Source organism: Gilliamella sp. Bif1-4 (assembly GCF_001690535.1).
GTDB classification, from domain to species: domain Bacteria; phylum Pseudomonadota; class Gammaproteobacteria; order Enterobacterales; family Orbaceae; genus Gilliamella; species Gilliamella bombi.
Map to the genome: position 1 here is coordinate 1 of NZ_LZHC01000034.1, position 16,656 is coordinate 16,656.

Genomic DNA, 16,656 nt, shown 5'->3' on the forward strand with positions numbered 1-16,656 from the left:
TAGATACATCTCCTTCCTCATCACCGAAAGTACTTTACAACCCGAAGGCCTTCTTCATACACGCGGCATGGCTGCATCAGGGTTCCCCCCATTGTGCAATATTCCCCACTGCTGCCTCCCGTAGGAGTCTGGACCGTGTCTCAGTTCCAGTGTGGCTGGTCATCCTCTCAGACCAGCTAGAGATCGTCGCCTTGGTGAGCCCTTACCCCACCAACTAGCTAATCCCATATGGGTTCATCAAATGGCGCATGGCCCTAAGGTCCCATGCTTTGGTCTCTCAACTTTATGCGGTATTAGCAGTCGTTTCCAACTGTTGTCCCCCTCCATTCGGCAGATCCCCATACCTTACTCACCCGTCCGCCACTCGTCATCAAGTGCAAGCACTCATGTTACCGTTCGACTTGCATGTGTTAAGCCTGCCGCCAGCGTTCAATCTGAGCCATGATCAAACTCTTCAATTTAAAGTTTGATACTCAATAACTGTCTCTGACATATTCAAATGAATCTTCAGTGTCACTTATCAAGACTTTTATCTTTTAAGTCCGTAGACTTTTAATCTTTTGTCTCGCAAGTGCCCACACAGATTGTCTGTTTCTTCTTTTTAAAGAGCTAACAGCTTTTACTTCTTCATCAACCTTTCGTTGATTCAGTTCACTGTCTCAAGGGTTGCGTATACTACACCACACCTTTTTATTCGTCAAGATCTTTTTTTAAATTTTCGATCTCACTTAATCACTAACTTTCCGTCTGCTTGTCGCTGACTGCGTGTCAGTGGATGCGCATTATAGGGACTTAAAAATTTCGTGCAACTGTTAATTGCAATTTTTTTTCGTTTGCGTTTTTTTTACTCAATATGAGCTAAAAACAAACTAAATTGAGTTGTTGTAAAACCAAATTTTAATATTTATATCTTTGGTAGATTGATTATATTTCTTATAACAGACAAAATAACTTCAAATTAAATGCTCTTTATTACGTTAGAATAAAAATTGCCTTTTTACATTCGCTCATCCAGCTATCATATTACCTCTATATAAAAACCCCCATCTATTTTCTATAACGGTTTTGATTATTGGTAGTATGGAATACTTTATTAAGAGTAGAGGTAAAAAGTGCTTTAAATCATAGTCTAGCTGGTATTTTTATTTGATTTACCAACGACCTTAGTTGTTGCTTATATTTTTCATTTTATCATTCGAAATACTTTAATTAAAAATTTACTTAATTTCTTTTATAAGCGATTTGATAATTATTTAACTTTCAACTGGAGTAAATATTGCTGTCAGCATTGGGTAGTTGTTTTAACATCGGCAGTTATTGGCATAATGCCTCATATTGGGTAGAACTCTTTTACTTATCCGTCTGGTTGTTCTATTCAACTTTTATAGAAAGTTGAATTTCCCATGCCATATTTACGGCACAGTTCCTTGACAGGAATACCAGCTTCAGCTTCTTTTTAAATAACTACGATTTGATGTTCAGTCATTTTTTTCATAATTAAATCCCCTTTTACTTTTATCATAGAGAATTTTCTACTTTTTTGCTATACTATTTTAGGGGATAGTTATAGTTTAATATAAACATTGTATTAGTTAAAACAACAATCAAGATTGTCAGATTGATGATAAACCTCGATATAATTCGGGGGTTTATTTTTTTATTTAAACCATAAATAGGATTTTTAATTTGGATTTTATTAAATAAATTAAAAAATAGCCTAAAAAACGTAACAAAAATAGCTTTATCGCTATTTTCTTGATATTTTGAACCGTTGCGGCCAATAAACACTGCATTTGAACCTGCGTTCTTCCCCTAAATCGTGCATAGCGATGTCCGTGGTGTTGTTTAGCATCAGCAAAGCTGCGCTCTATGGTCTCTTTTCGCCGAGCATAGACTTTTTTCCCTACTGACTTAAACGAATCTCGTTTGGCTTTCTCTTTATCTGCTTCCCAAATATGGCGTGTGATGACTTTCTGTGTATTTTTACTCTGTGTACACTGTGACAATAACGGACAGACTTTGCAGGTTGCTGCTACATCACAATGATGATGACGATAACCCAATACCGGATATATCTGCTCTGCCAGCAGTAAATGGCAAATGGGAGCCGTAAAATAACCCGCATCAAGGCCGACACCAACCGCATTAAAGCCAAACCACTTATCAGCCCTTTGGCAATGGCCTGCTCAACAATATTATCAAAAATCTGTTGATAGATTTCACTGTCATTAAACCGACGGCGACGATTTTGGCTGAGTGTTGAGGCGTCAATCACTTTTTCGGTTGATCCCATTCCCAGAAACCAGCGGTAAGCTAAATTGACCTGAATTTCCTGAACCAGACGACGTTCACTGGGGATACCGAAAGATACCCCAATAGCATGATTTTAAACAGTCTGACCGGATCTTCTGCCGGACGGCCGTTATTAGGGCAATAAAGAGGTGCTACCGCTTCTCGAATAAATTCAAAATCAATGACTTTAGCTATTTTACGAACAAGATGATTTTCAGGGACAAGCACATCTAGCGAGATTTGCTCTATTTTTTCTGGTATCGCTGGAGTTGGTTTTTTTAACATAGAAGAATTCCTCTTATAATGGACTCCTCTCTATTAGATCAAAGAACTCGCCAAAAAGCGAGTCCTTTGTCATCAATCAGACAATCAAGATTGTTTTTTTATTCTTTTTGGTAGATCAGCCAAACTATCAATAACCCAATCAGCTTGTTCTAATGCTTCTTCTGTTATGGTATCGCCCGTTTTTACTAACACAGTTTTTTTAACGCCAGCTTTTTTACCCGATAATAAGTCAGACACTCTATCCCCGACCATATAAGAATTAGCAATATCAATTTTTAGTTCTTTAGCTGCTATTTGAATCATACCCGGATTTGGTTTGCGGCATTCACAGTTATCAATTAGCGGATCATGAGGACAATAATAGACACCATCTAAATCAACACCACGATCTTGTAATGACCAATCCATCCATTCAGTCAATGTATGAAATTGTTCTTCAGTAAATATATTTCTGGCAATCCCTGATTGATTGGTTGTAATGACTAACAAAAAACCCATTTCTTTGAGCTGTTGCATCGCCTCAATAGCACCATCAATAAAGTGGAATTTATCAATTGTATGTACATAATTATAATCTATATTAATAGTACCATCTCGATCTAAAAAAATAGCTGGCTTCATATTTACTTTTTTTCCTTTTAATTTTAGATATTACTCTAATTCATATAGCATATTATTGATTGACTTAGATGTCTAGACGTCTTAATATTCATCCATTCATCTTTTGTCTTTATATATTATGATAAAATTACAACATATTTCGAAAATATTTGAACATAATAAAACCTCTATTCATGCATTGAAAGACATCACTATACATGTTCCACAAGGAAAGATTTATGGTGTTATTGGCAAATCAGGGGCAGGAAAGAGTACCCTTATCCGTTGTGTTAACTTACTTGAAAAACCGACTAGTGGTAAAATATTTTTTGATAATCAAGAAATCACTCACCTATCAAACAGAAAACTAATTGAAGTACGTCGAAAGATTAGTATGATTTTTCAACATTTTAATCTACTTTCCTCGCGCACTGTTTTTGATAATATCGCTTTTCCACTAGAACTTAATAAAACCCCTAAAGCAAAAATCAAGCAAAAGGTCAACGAGCTTATTAAATTAGTTGGATTGACTGAAAAGGCAAATGTGTACCCTGCTAATTTATCAGGTGGGCAAAAACAGCGCGTTGCTATTGCAAGAGCTTTAGCTAGTGATCCCAAAGTGCTCTTATGCGACGAAGCAACTAGCGCACTCGATCCCGAAACAACCCGTTCTATTTTGAAATTATTGAAAGATATTAATCAAAAATTAGGACTTACTATTTTATTAATCACTCACGAAATGGATGTAGTAAAACAGATTTGCGATCAAGTCGCAGTAATCAGTAATGGCGAATTAGTTGAGCAATCATCGGTCGGCGAAATGTTTTCCCACGCTAAAACCGATATAGCAAGACAGTTTATACAATCAACTTTACACCTAAATATCCCTGACGATTATTTAGCAAGGTTATCTCAAGATCCTAAAGAAGGCCTTAATCCTTTAGTTCGCTTAGAATTTACGGGAGTCTCGGTTGATTTACCTTTGTTATCACAGATGGCTAAAGAATTTAGTATCGAAAGCAACATCATTAGCGCGCAAATGGATTATGCTGGTGGTGTTAAATTTGGTTTAATGCTAGCCCAAATGGAAGGTAATCCTAAAAGGATTACATCTGCAATCCAATTTTTAGAAAAAAATAACACCAAAGTAGAGGTGCTAGGTTATGTTTGATTTTATTCCCTCTTTTAAGCCTTTCGAGTCGTTATTTCGATACTTAACTCAATATAATTTTTGGAACGATTTTGTTGTTTTTTGTTCATCTTTTAATGGTTTTAATGAAGCTATGTTATTTAAAATGGCTCAAGCAACAGATGAAACCATTTATATGGTCATTATGTCTGGATTTTGGGGCTCTATTATTGGCTTACCAATAGGCATATTACTTTATACAACAAGAAAAGGACAAATTCTAGATTGTTACGTAGCAAATAGCGTACTTTCATTTATTACTAATATATTTCGCTCAATACCGTTTATTATATTAATTGTCTGGATTATTCCTTTTACTACTTTCTTTATAGGAACTTTTATTGGCAAACAAGCAGCTATCGTACCATTAAGTATTGGAGTATCGCCATTAATTGCTCGCATGATTGAAAATGCTTTATTAGAAGTACCAAAGGGATTAATTGAAGCGGCTCGCTCCATGGGGGCAACACCGCTACAAATTATTTACAAAGTTTTATTACCTGAGTCATTACCTGTGATTGTAAATAGTATGACAATTACTTTAATCACCTTAACAGGGTATATTGCCATGGCCGGCGCTGTCGGTGCAGGAGGTCTTGGCCAGCTCGCCATTCAATATGGCTATAATGGCTATAAGCCTGCTATAATGAATACAGTTTTAATTATACTAATTATTATTGTCTTTATTATTCAATTTATTGGCAATAGTATTGTTAAACGCACTACTCATCATTAATTTTGGAGAATCTTATGTCAATCAAAAAGTTCGCACTTATCACCACATTAGTGAGTGCATTTTTTTTAACGGGTTGTGATAATAATAAACAATCAGTTACAACAGATAACAAACCAGCAGATAAAACCCAATCTAGCACACTTAAAGTTGGTGTTATTTCAGGACCAGAACAAGAAGTAGCTGAAGTTGCTAAACAACAAGCAAAAGATCTTTATAATTTAGATATTGAACTCGTTATTTTTAATGATTATGTTACACCAAACCAAGCATTGAATGATGGTTTAATTGACTTAAATGCTTTTCAACACAAACCTTATTTAGATGAACAAATCAAAGAACGTGGTTATAAATTAGATATTGTAGGTAACTCATTTGTTTACCCTATTGCAAGTTATTCCAAAAAACTCAAACCAATTACTCAATCAGAAGAAACAGGTGAAGGCGTAAAAGTAACTTCACCGCGTGGTGAAACATTTTTTATTGCGGCCAATTCAACAATTGCTATTCCTAATGATCCGACAAATTTAGGTCGAGCATTACTATTATTACAGCACGAAGGAATGATTACGGTTGATAAAGCAAAAGGTCTATTACCAACAGTTCTTGATATTACTAGCAATCCTTACGACTATAAGATTATTGAACTTGAAGCACCAATGTTGCCACGTTCGCTAGATGATGCTCAAGTTGATCTAGCAATCATCAATAATGCATTTGCAGGACAAGTAAATTTAACACCAAGTAAAGATGGAATTTTTGTTGAAAACAAAGACTCACCATATGTCAACATCATCGTTGCGCGCGAAAATAACAAAGATGATGAAAACGTCAAAAACTTTGTTAAATCTTACCAAACTGAAGCTGTAGCTGAAAAAGCAAACCAAATCTTTAATGGTGGTGCGATTCGCGGTTGGTAATAATAAATAACAACGATTTATTTACCTTAATATCGTCGGCTTAGGTCGACGATATTAGCTTTTTCTCACATAGAAATAACAAGTTGTAGAATAAATTCAATCAAATATGGATTATGACATATCAAATTGACCCCATCGGCATTATCCGCTCCCCCTATAGTGAAAAATTTGCTGTTCCAAGACAGCCAAATTTAGTTAGCGCAGGAAAAGGGGAACTTCATTTGCTAGCTCCTTATAACGATCCTAGTAGTATTAAAGGATTAGAACAGTTTTCACACTTGTGGTTATTATTTTTATTTCACCATATCGATCCAGAAAAATGGAGACTAACCATCCGCCCACCGCGTTTAGGTGGCAATAAAACAATAGGCGTATTTGCTAGCCGATCACCATTTAGGCCTAATCATATTGGTCTTTCAGCTGTTGAATTAAAAGATATCATCATTGAAAACAAACAAATCATTTTGAAATTAGGTAGCCTTGATTTAGTCGACGGTACACCAATTATTGATATAAAACCTTATCTACCTTATTGTGACAGTCATCCTAACGCCTTTGCAGGATATGCACAATCTACTCCAGATGAAAAATTAACCGTTGAATTTTCACAAAAAGCACAATTAATATTAGATTTACAAAAACAGAGCTATCCTCAACTTACCGAACTAATTACCCAAGTAATATCTCAAGATCCAAGGCCTGCGTACAAACAAAATAATAATTGTGAACAAACCTATGGAATCACACTTTATCATTTTAATATAAAATGGAAGATCGCCAATAATCACGCCATTATTGAAAATATTTATGAGGAAGAAATAAACAGTAAATAGAGTTTTTAATTAGCACAATGAAGTGATTTATAAATATCATTTAGAAAACACACAAAACCGTTAAAAAAGCTTTGTTCATTTATTCTGGTAAAGTGAAATATAAGTTTAATTTTCTATATTTCACTTTACCACTAAACTTATCTATATAATTTTAGTGGTTTTTTAGTAAAACATTAAAGATCAATGATAATTGACCTTATGCCTATTTCTTATTTCAGCAATATCGATAGAATCAAACAAATAATGCTTTCCGCAATAATCACAATGAATATCAATATTACTGCCATCTTCACTTAAGATCTCATCAATTTCGTTAGCGGGTAACGTCATTAAACTATCTTCACTACGTTGGCGTGAACAACCGCACTTAAAAGTAATATCATCTGTTTCAAAAAGACGTACTTGTTCTTGATTATATAAACGATACAAAATCTCGTCAGTAGAGAGCTGTAATAACTCATCAGCCGTAATTGTTTCGGTTAATGCGCTTAAATGTTCAAATGATTCAGCAGTATCATCATTAGCTGGCAAAATTTGTAATAAAATACCTGCTGCCATTGGCTTATTATTATGTACACCTGTTTTCACAAATAAACGAGTAGGAAGCTGCTCTGATTGCATAAAATAGTTTTCGATGCAACCAATAAGTGTATCTTTTTCTAACCCGACAATACCTTGATAACGCTCGCCATTTTTAGGTGTAATAGTAATAACAATATAACCATTACCCACCATATCTTTGAGTGTTGCGTCGTCAGCAATTTCACCATTAACCCGAGCAACACCACGCAACTGTTGCTGATCATTACCATTAACAACAGCTAACGACAACGCACCATCACCTTGCAACTGAACCGCAATATCACCCTCAAATTTTAGTGTTGCTGTTAATAAACTGGTTACAACCAATAATTCACCAAGTAAATTTTGTACTGCAACAGGGTAAGTATGATTATCTAACACCGCTTGGTATGTTTGTTCAAGACGGGTAATTTCACCACGAATTGGGTGGTTATCAAATAAAAATCGATTTAAAGTATCCATATTAACTGTTGTCACCTTGTTGCCTATCATATTTAAATTTAATCAAATCACGCCGCTCCTTTTTATCTGGCTTTCTATCTGGATGAGGCATTGTCAATGCATTAAGTTTACGTGCTTGTGCTATTGCTTCACGTTTAGCAATACTGTCAGAAGTTTCTTGATAAAGTTGCTGGGCTTCAATGGCAGTTCTTCGTTGTTCACTAATAGCCAAAATCCGAACTGTTTTTTGATCAGAGCCTTGGCGTAGCGTTAAGATTGCACCGACTTCAACAAGCTTACTTGGCTTGGTGCGTTGGCCATTATAATGCACTTTGCCACCATCAACCATTTCTCGTGCTAACGATCGAGACTTATAAAATCTTGCTGCCCAAAGCCATTTATCTAATCTTACAAGCACTATTACTACCTCATATTACTTATTATTGAGTTTTTAAGCTCAAATGAACATAATAACTTAAACATCTTAACGATGTTATATAAGGATTCTTTTGTAAAAATCAATGCGCAAAACTAATGATATAATCATTCCCATTTGTCGAAAATTTACCTGAGAAATTAAATGGTTGTAATTTACCATGTAAATTAGCTGAGTAATTCATAGCATTTGGCGGTTGTTTTATCAATTTCCAATTTTCTAGTAGTGAGCTTGTTACTCCATAAGCATCAAATTGCAAAGATAACGGTTCATTTTGTGATAAATCAACTGTTACTCTCGACTCAATTATTCCCCCATTAGCTAAAGAACTAAAAATTAATGAAGGATGGTTATTAGAATCAAATTTGAGAACAAGATCTGGATAACGAATATCAATTCGATTTAACGAAGCTTTTTCAGATTTAAAAAAGACAGTTCCTGAAAATATCCCTAATTTTTGCGCTTTTGCTAAAGTAATATCTTTACCTGAAGCTTGAAAATTATATAGACTAAAAGGAAAATCGCTCTGCTTTCTAATTATCAAACTTTGAAAAACAGTCAGCTTATCAAGTTTAATATTTCTAAAAATTTTAGGTAACAAAGTCTGTTCCAGATTTTCAGGAATTTCATAAAAAATATCTGCTAACGTTAATTGCTCTAAATGTAAAGTATTATCTGTCCACTTACCAGAAAAATTTATACTACCTTTACTCCATTTTGCTAGTACTTTTTGAATTGTCACTTCTTGGTCTTGAAATAATAATTGTGCTAATACTGACGAAAATAACTCATTATGCCAAACTAGTTCCTCAGCAGTAAAAATAAAGGAGCCCTGTTCGAAATGCCATTGTCCATCATAACGAAGATTAGTCGCTTCAATATTGCCTTTTTCCATTAAAAAACTAGGCAACAGAATACTACTTTCCTGTATCGATAATTGTTTGATTGTTAACTTTGGAAGGACATGAGAATATCTATCAAAAAAATCATCATCAGTTGATTGAAAATGTATATTATGCAACTTTAATTGTTCAATATCTAAAATATTGTCTGCCTGTATTTTTAATTTACTAACAAAAAATCCTTCATTAATATTTCCACCTAAATTAGTAATGGTTGTAATACCATCTCGATAAAACCCCTGAATGAGCAAAGACTTTATTGGCACATCATTCACTAAAGTTTCTTGTGAGGAAAAATCAAATTGGTATTTATCTACCCCTGATGAAAAAAAAGGTTGAATCCCTCCATTGATTTTTAAGAAAGAAAGTTTGTCTTTTTCATTATTAGCCAGAATATTAACGGTTGAATTAACAAATTTTAGTGTGTTTGTTGAAAAAGCATAATGCTTGGATTGAGTATTATTAATAGTACCATTAATGACAGTAACATAATTAAAATGCCTTAATTGCCATAAATCACTTTTATCCAACCCTACAACTAATTTAGGGGCAGTAACAATTTCTTGCTTATTATCACTGACAACAACATTATCAAAAACCAATTCGTAAAAATTTGAAAAAGAGTGATGAATACTGTCGATTGAAATTGTATACGAACTTAGTTTGGATAACTGATAACTAACTATTTTTGCTCCGAACGAGGTTTGTAAAACAAAATAAGACAACAATAAAAAAAACCAAACGAAGGACAGAGAAATGATTATATAAAATCGTAATTGTCGCATAAATAAATATAATTGTTATGATGAACTACTGGTAGTTACATTACGATAACTGATTTTAATCAAAATATCATCTCATTTTCAGTATAAATAATTTGTTATTAAGTCAGCTTTACAGTTAATATATAATTATTCACTATAATATTTTTAAATAACCAAAAAAACAATTAACTTTCTCTTTCTTTTGATTAAGATAAGTGATAGTTATTTACTAAATAAGTAAAAACGGGAGATACTTAGATGAAACAAATCCCAATGACAGTAAAGGGAGCTGAACTATTACGAGCGGAATTAGAAGAGCTAAAAAATGTTAAAAGACCACAAATAACGGTAGCAATAGCAGAAGCAAGAGCTCATGGAGATTTAAAAGAAAACGCTGAATACCATGCAGCAAGAGAACAGCAAGGTTTTTGTGAAGGCCGTATTCAAGAAATCGAAGGTAAATTATCACAAGCTCAAGTTATTGATATTACCAAAGTAAAAAATACTGGACGTGTTATTTTTGGTGCTACAGTAACAGTAATAAATATTGAAACAGACGAAGAGACAACCTATCGCATCGTGGGTGATGATGAAGCTGACTACAGACAAAATCTTATTTCAGTCAATTCACCTATTGCTAGAGGCTTAATCGGCAAAGAAAACGGTGATACAGTACAAATTAAAACGCCAGGGGGTGATGTAGAATTTGATATCGTTAAGGTTGAATATATCTAATTATTAAATAAATCACTCGCTCACAAAGATAGATGATAAACAAACAGGGCTTAGCCCTGTCAGATTGATGACAAAGGACTCGCTTTTTGGCGAGTTCTTTGATCTAATAGAGAGGAGTCCATTATAAGAGAAATTCTTCTATGTTAAAAAAACAACTTCATCGACACCAGAAAAAATAGCGCAAATCTCGCTAGATGTGCTTGTCCCTCAAAATCATCTTGTTCGTAAAATAGCTAAAGTCATGGATTTTGAATTTATTCGAGACGCGGTAGCACCTCTTTATAGCCCTAATAACGGTCGTCCGGCAGAAGATCTGGTCAGACTGTTTAAAATCATGCTATTGGGGTATCTTTTCGGTATCTCCAGTGAACGTCGTCTGGTTCAGGAAATTCAGGTCAATTTAGCTTACCGCTGGTTTCTGGGAATGGGATCAACCGAAAAAGTAATTGACGCCTCAACACTCAGCCAAAATCGTCGCCGTCGGTTTAATGACAGTGAAATCTATCAACAGATTTTTGATAATATTGCTGAGCAGGCCATTGCCAAAGGGCTGATAAGTGGTCGGGTTTTATATACGGATAGTACTCACCTGAAAGCAAATGCCAATAAAGGCAAGGCACTTAATGAGCAGTGTATTGTTGAGCCCAGTCAATATATTGATGCGCTTAATCAAGCCATCGACGGTAGAGAAATACAAGGATGTCAAAGTCAGTACAACAGATCCGGACAGTGGCTTTATGCATCGAGAAGGCAAGCCTAAAGGGGTATTCTACTTAGATCACCGAACGATTGATGGCAAACATAATTTAATTACCGATACTTATGTCACAGCCGGAAACATCCATGATTCCCGGCCTTATATGGCTCGATTAAAACGCCTGTTAGAGCGGTTTGGCTTTAATCCGGTTGGTGTCGGCCTTGATGCGGGTTATTTTACGGCTCCCATTTGCTATTTACTGCTAGCAGAGCAGATATATCCGGTATTGGGTTATCGTCATCATCATTGTGATGTAGCAACCTGCAAAGTCTGTCCGTTATTGTCACAGTGTACACAGAGTAAAAATACACAGAAAGTCATCACACACCATATCTGGGAAGCAGATAAAGAGAAAGCCAACGAGATTCGTTTAAGTCAGTGGGGTAAAAAAGTATATGCTCGGCGAAAAGAGACCATAGAGCGCAGCTTTGCTGATGCTAAACAACACCACGGACATCGCTATGCACGATTTAGGAGAAGAACGCAGGTTCAAATGCAGTGTTTATTGGCCGCAACGGTTCAAAATATCAAGAAAATAGCGATAAAGCTATTTTTGTTACGTTTTTTAGGCTATTTTTTAATTTATTTAATAAAATCCAAATTAAAAATCCTATTTATGGTTTAAATAAAAAAATAAACCCCGAATTATATCGAGGTTTGTCATCAATCTGACAGGGCTTAGTCCTGTTATTATATTTATTTAGGTAATGAGATTTTTTTATCTTCACTTGATCTAAAAATAGTGAAATTAGAACCAACCAATTGCACTGGTAACGCTTTTGTTTCGCGTACAATTGCATCACAAATAAGCCTTTTTGTTTCACGATCTTCAGCAGAAACTTTAATTTTAATCAACTCATGGAAATTTAAAGCGTTGTCAATCTCGGCAAGTACACCCTCGGTAAATCCATTAGCCCCAATCATCACAATAGGTTTTAAATGATGAGCTTCACTTTTTAAATACTGTTTTTGTTTATTCGATAAATTCATTAAATTTTTATCACATTAAGTTGTAATTTTGCTATTCTACCCTTATATATGTTTGTAATCAATGAAGTGACCTTTTACATTAAGGATTTATTAGTTGTGAGTAATAAAAAACGCTCAGCAAGTTCAACGCGCTGGCTCAATGAGCATTTTAATGATCGCTTTGTACAACAAGCACAAAAAAAAGGGCTCCGTTCTAGAGCGTGGTTCAAACTTGAAGAAATTCAAAAAAGCGATAAATTATTTAAACCAGGAATAACAGTTGTTGATTTAGGTGCAGCTCCAGGTGGTTGGTCACAATATGTCGCATCGCTTATCGGCAATAAAGGGCGTATTATTGCCTGTGACTTACTTCCCATGGCTCCCATTGTTGGCGTTGACTTTCTTCAAGGCGATTTTCGGGATAAAACAGTTTTAAAGGCGTTACTTGAACGAGTTGGCGAAGAAAAAGCCCAAGTTGTCATGTCAGACATGGCGCCAAATATGAGTGGGCAACCCGCAGTTGATATACCAAGAGCAATGTATTTAGTTGAACTAGCGTTGGATATGTGTAAAGACGTACTTGCTCTTAATGGTAATTTTATTGTTAAAGTGTTTCAGGGTGAAGGATTTGAAGAGTACCTAAAGCAAGTCCGTTCAATGTTTAAAACGGTCAAAATTCGTAAGCCTGAAGCATCACGGGCACGGTCTCGAGAAGTTTATATTGTTGCAATGGGTATGAAGTAGCCAGTTGTATAATTTTGTAGTACCATACTTTGTTAAATTTAGTCGTAACTGTTAATTTTTATGAGAGGTTTTTCTTTTGAACGACATGATAAAGAATTTACTGATCTGGGGAATTATCGCTGTAGCATTGATTGTTGGATTTAGCCAATTCAGCGCAATATCTAATAGTGTACCTCAAGTCAATTATACCCAATTTAATTCCGATATCACAGCTGGTAATCTTCAGGAAGTGCATATTGACGGACGAGAAATTGTTGCCACAACTAAAAATAATGGCAATTACACTACTTATATCCCTTACCTTGATGAAAAATTAATGGATGATTTATTGGCCAATAAAGTACCGGTTTATGGTAAACCCGATGAAAGGCCAAATTTAATCACCAGCATTCTTATCTCTTGGTTTCCTATGATTTTACTTATTGGTTTTTGGATCTTTATGATGCGCCAAATGCAAGGTGGTGGTAAAGGTGGACCGATGTCAGTTGGTAAAAGTAAAGCTAAAATGCTAACGCCAGACCAAGTCAAAACAAAATTTACCGATGTTGCCGGAAGCGAAGAAGCAAAACAAGAAGTGACCGAAGTTGTCGACTTTTTACGCGATCCAGGCAAATATCAAAAATTAGGCGGACGCATACCAAAAGGGATTTTAATGGTAGGGCCTCCTGGAACAGGTAAAACTTTGCTAGCAAGAGCTATTGCGGGTGAAGCCAATGTGCCTTTTTTTAGCATTTCAGGTTCTGACTTTGTTGAAATGTTTGTGGGTGTGGGGGCCTCGCGAGTGCGAGATCTCTTTGAACAAGCACGTAAACACGCACCTTGTATTATCTTTATTGACGAAATTGATGCCGTCGGTCGCAAGCGTGGTGCTGGTTCAATGGGAGGCCATGATGAACGTGAACAAACATTGAACCAAATGTTAGTTGAAATGGATGGGTTTGAGGCTAATAGCGGCATTATTATCATCGCTGCAACTAACCGTGTTGATATTTTAGATTCGGCGTTACTCCGTCCTGGACGTTTTGACCGCCAAGTGCAAATTGGTTTACCAGACATGAAAGGCCGTGAACAAATTCTTGCCGTTCATGTACGCAAAGTTCCGTTGGGTTCTGATGTCAACCTATCGGTATTAGCTCGTGGCACACCAAATTACTCTGGTGCAGAGCTTGCTAATTTAGTTAACGAAGCAGCTTTATTTGCTGCACGTCGTAACAAACGAGTAGTTACCATGGAAGAATTTGAAGAAGCCAAAGACAAAATCAATATGGGGACTCAACGCCGTTCATTATCTATGACGAAAGAACAATTAACTAATACTGCTTATCACGAAGCTGGACATGCTATTGTTGGCTATCTTGTGCCAGATCACGATCCACTTCATAAAGTAACTATTATTCCACGTGGGCGCGCATTAGGTGTAGCATTCTTTTTACCCGAAGGTGACCAAATTAGCCAAAGCCGAACTCAATTAGAATCAAAAATTTCTACCGCTTATGCAGGCCGAATTGCTGAAGGATTAGTCTTTGGTGAAGATAAAATTACGTCGGGGGCATCAAGTGATATTCAATATGCCTCTAATGTTGCTCGAGCAATGGTAACCCAATGGGGATTCTCAGACCGCTTACCGCCTGTATTATTTGAGTACGAAGAATCATCTTATGGGCCATTGAAAAAAATCTCAGATAGTACTGCTCAAATTATTGATGAAGAAGTTGACGCTATTATTCAACGTAACTATCAACGTGCAAAAACGATCTTAACTGAAAATATTGATATTCTTCACGCCATGAAAGATGCACTGTTAAAATATGAAACAATCAATAAGCAACAAATTGATGAACTTATGAATCGTCAACCGGTCACACCACCTAATGGTTGGACGGAAAACGATGAAAAAGCAGCAAATGGAGGTAGTGATACACCACTACAATCAGAAAGTTAATTTGCTTTAATAAAATATAACGCGCTACGGCGCGTTTTTTATCGGTAAACTAAACATAGCTTATCAATAAATTTGCAGGAATAGAGTAACGATTATATTGAAAATTTCACTTTAATTGTGCTTAATAATTTTGAAGATCATTTAAACGACTGCATCATTAATTTTAATCAAATAGGGCTTTTAATCATGGAAATACATTTTCAAAATCAAGTGATGGATCTTTCATTTCCACAAGTGATGGGTATCGTTAATATGACGCCAGATTCATTTTCTGACGGTGGCAACTATAACAACCTTGATGATGCTATGCGTCGCGTTGACAGCATGATTCAAGCTGGTGCAACATTTATTGATGTCGGCGGGGAATCAACACGCCCTGGTGCAGTTGAAGTGTCTGTCGATGAGGAGCTTAACCGTGTTATTCCATTAGTTGAAAAAATTGCCCGTTATTTTGATGTTTGGATTTCGGTTGATACATCAAAACCGCAAGTCATGACCGAATCGGCCAAAGCAGGAGCCCATCTAATTAATGATATTAGAGCTTTAACAGTACCTGGGGCGGTTGAAGCAGCTGCACAAACAGGGTTACCTGTTTGCATTATGCATATGCAAGGTGACCCTAAAACTATGCAAAATGCGCCATACTATGAGCTAGATATCTATCAAGAAGTCGATGATTTTTTTACAAAACAGATTCAACGCTGCATAAACGAAGGCATTGACCGTCAAAAAATCATACTTGATCCTGGTTTTGGATTTGGTAAAACACTAATGCACAATTACCGACTATTAGCAACACTTGAACGGTTTCACCATTTAAACCTTCCTTTATTAGTAGGCATGTCCCGAAAATCCATGATAGGACAAGTATTAAATGTACCACCACAAGAACGCACACTTGGTAGTGTTACATGTGCAGTAATTGCGGCAATGAAAGGAGCAAAAATTATTCGCGTACACGATGTTCAGGAAACTTTCAATGCATTAAGAATTGTACAAGCAACCCTTGCAGAACAAGATTCCTTTTGAGATTGTAAAATCGTTATATTTCTACGTATAAATTTGTTTATATATAACATTGATTTTAATTAATTTATATCTAATTATTTTCTGGATTACACCATGAAATGCAATTCGTCTTAACTCCTTAGAATAAAAAGCGGCAGGGCTTTTAAACTTATGCCGTTTTCTTGGCTAGAGTTCAATAGATATTGTATTTTCTTTATCTGTTCGTCGTCAACTAATGAAATAGCCGCTGACTTAGGTATAAACTGACGTATTAAACCATTGGTGTTTTCATTTGTGCTTCTTTTTTGCCAGCTTTTATAAGTCTCCGCAAAGTATACGGTAGTATTTAAATAATGCTCAATAGCATTGATGATAATTAAATTCGGTTCCATTATCAAATGGTGATGCTTTTAACCATTTTTTTAAACGGCGTTAGCAATTTTATTATCATATCTCTCGTTTCGGGGGCAGTGCGTTGATTAAGGCGTTCAATTAATATGTAACTATCCCCTAAAATAGTACAG

15 protein-coding genes, 1 rRNA gene and 4 pseudogenes are annotated in these 16,656 nt (G+C 35.6%); 11 read left to right on the forward strand and 9 right to left on the reverse strand.

From position 1 onward, the window contains the following. A 16S ribosomal RNA gene (locus tag A9G25_RS06025) occupies window positions 1-461 on the reverse strand; the annotation flags it as partial. 547 nt (window positions 462-1,008) lie between these two features. Between A9G25_RS06025 and A9G25_RS13355 the strand changes: the two are divergent. Together A9G25_RS13355 and A9G25_RS13360 are read left to right on the forward strand one after the other, a co-directional pair. After that, window positions 1,009-1,128, forward strand: a pseudogene (locus tag A9G25_RS13355) (hypothetical protein); the annotation flags it as partial. A 5-nt stretch (window positions 1,129-1,133) separates the two neighbouring features. Further along, window positions 1,134-1,343, forward strand: a complete 210-nt coding sequence (locus A9G25_RS13360; RefSeq protein WP_081297173.1) for a DUF4184 family protein — start codon at window positions 1,134-1,136, stop codon at window positions 1,341-1,343. A gap of 41 nt (window positions 1,344-1,384) precedes the next feature. Here A9G25_RS13360 and A9G25_RS13170 read toward each other — a convergent pair. From A9G25_RS13170 to gmhB, 3 genes and pseudogenes are all read right to left on the reverse strand, one after another. Beyond that, window positions 1,385-1,498, reverse strand: a pseudogene (locus A9G25_RS13170) (IS3 family transposase); the annotation flags it as partial. A gap of 163 nt (window positions 1,499-1,661) precedes the next feature. Further along, window positions 1,662-2,577 (reverse strand): annotated as a pseudogene (locus A9G25_RS06030) (transposase). Window positions 2,578-2,661: 84 nt separating this feature from the next. Further along, complete coding sequence (gene gmhB / locus A9G25_RS06035; RefSeq protein WP_065626188.1) at window positions 2,662-3,198, reverse strand: D-glycero-beta-D-manno-heptose 1,7-bisphosphate 7-phosphatase; 537 nt, start codon at window positions 3,196-3,198, stop codon at window positions 2,662-2,664. A gap of 118 nt (window positions 3,199-3,316) precedes the next feature. Here gmhB and metN point away from each other — a divergent pair, with 118 nt between their 5' ends. From metN to tsaA, 4 genes are all read left to right on the forward strand, one after another. Continuing rightward, window positions 3,317-4,348 (forward strand): methionine ABC transporter ATP-binding protein MetN, encoded by a 1,032-nt coding sequence (gene metN / locus A9G25_RS06040; protein WP_065626189.1) that lies wholly within the window; start codon window positions 3,317-3,319, stop codon window positions 4,346-4,348. 112 nt (window positions 4,349-4,460) lie between these two features. Further along, complete coding sequence (locus A9G25_RS06045; protein ID WP_065626227.1) at window positions 4,461-5,102, forward strand: methionine ABC transporter permease; 642 nt, start codon at window positions 4,461-4,463, stop codon at window positions 5,100-5,102. A gap of 14 nt (window positions 5,103-5,116) precedes the next feature. Further along, window positions 5,117-6,019, forward strand: a complete 903-nt coding sequence (metQ, locus tag A9G25_RS06050; protein WP_065626190.1) for a methionine ABC transporter substrate-binding lipoprotein MetQ — start codon at window positions 5,117-5,119, stop codon at window positions 6,017-6,019. 110 nt (window positions 6,020-6,129) lie between these two features. Continuing rightward, a complete protein-coding gene (tsaA, locus tag A9G25_RS06055) occupies window positions 6,130-6,852 on the forward strand; it encodes a tRNA (N6-threonylcarbamoyladenosine(37)-N6)-methyltransferase TrmO (protein WP_065626191.1) in 723 nt (240 codons plus the stop codon). A 180-nt stretch (window positions 6,853-7,032) separates the two neighbouring features. Here tsaA and hslO read toward each other — a convergent pair whose 3' ends face one another. The 3 genes from hslO to A9G25_RS06070 all read right to left on the reverse strand — a co-directional run bounded on the left by hslO (window position 7,033) and on the right by A9G25_RS06070 (window position 9,938). Further along, window positions 7,033-7,896, reverse strand: coding sequence for an Hsp33 family molecular chaperone HslO (gene hslO / locus A9G25_RS06060; RefSeq protein WP_065626192.1), 864 nt, complete (start codon window positions 7,894-7,896; stop codon window positions 7,033-7,035). Between the two features lies 1 nt (window position 7,897). Further along, entirely contained in the window at window positions 7,898-8,293 is a 396-nt protein-coding gene (gene hslR / locus A9G25_RS06065) for a ribosome-associated heat shock protein Hsp15 (RefSeq protein WP_218057554.1), read from the reverse strand. Between the two features lie 100 nt (window positions 8,294-8,393). Continuing rightward, entirely contained in the window at window positions 8,394-9,938 is a 1,545-nt protein-coding gene (locus A9G25_RS06070) for a hypothetical protein (protein ID WP_141675020.1), read from the reverse strand. A gap of 297 nt (window positions 9,939-10,235) precedes the next feature. On the opposite strand from A9G25_RS06070, the gene greA reads away from it, so the two are divergent. Further along, window positions 10,236-10,712, forward strand: coding sequence for a transcription elongation factor GreA (greA, locus tag A9G25_RS06075; RefSeq protein ID WP_065626195.1), 477 nt, complete (start codon window positions 10,236-10,238; stop codon window positions 10,710-10,712). A gap of 175 nt (window positions 10,713-10,887) precedes the next feature. Continuing rightward, window positions 10,888-12,094: pseudogene (locus tag A9G25_RS12320) on the forward strand (transposase). A gap of 71 nt (window positions 12,095-12,165) precedes the next feature. Here A9G25_RS12320 and yhbY read toward each other — a convergent pair. Continuing rightward, complete coding sequence (gene yhbY, locus A9G25_RS06090) at window positions 12,166-12,459, reverse strand: ribosome assembly RNA-binding protein YhbY (RefSeq protein ID WP_065626198.1); 294 nt, start codon at window positions 12,457-12,459, stop codon at window positions 12,166-12,168. Between the two features lie 96 nt (window positions 12,460-12,555). Between yhbY and rlmE the strand changes: the two genes are divergently transcribed. From rlmE to folP, 3 genes are all read left to right on the forward strand, one after another. Continuing rightward, on the forward strand, window positions 12,556-13,182 hold the full coding sequence (gene rlmE / locus A9G25_RS06095) for a 23S rRNA (uridine(2552)-2'-O)-methyltransferase RlmE (protein ID WP_065626199.1): 627 nt from the start codon (window positions 12,556-12,558) through the stop codon (window positions 13,180-13,182). 85 nt (window positions 13,183-13,267) lie between these two features. Then, on the forward strand, window positions 13,268-15,124 hold the full coding sequence (ftsH, locus tag A9G25_RS06100; RefSeq protein ID WP_081297168.1) for an ATP-dependent zinc metalloprotease FtsH: 1,857 nt from the start codon (window positions 13,268-13,270) through the stop codon (window positions 15,122-15,124). A 186-nt stretch (window positions 15,125-15,310) separates the two neighbouring features. Then, window positions 15,311-16,153, forward strand: coding sequence for a dihydropteroate synthase (gene folP, locus A9G25_RS06105; protein WP_065626201.1), 843 nt, complete (start codon window positions 15,311-15,313; stop codon window positions 16,151-16,153). 110 nt (window positions 16,154-16,263) lie between these two features. Here folP and A9G25_RS06110 read toward each other — a convergent pair whose 3' ends face one another. After that, on the reverse strand, window positions 16,264-16,524 hold the full coding sequence (locus tag A9G25_RS06110; protein ID WP_065626202.1) for a hypothetical protein: 261 nt from the start codon (window positions 16,522-16,524) through the stop codon (window positions 16,264-16,266). Between the last annotated feature and the right edge of the window lie 132 nt (window positions 16,525-16,656).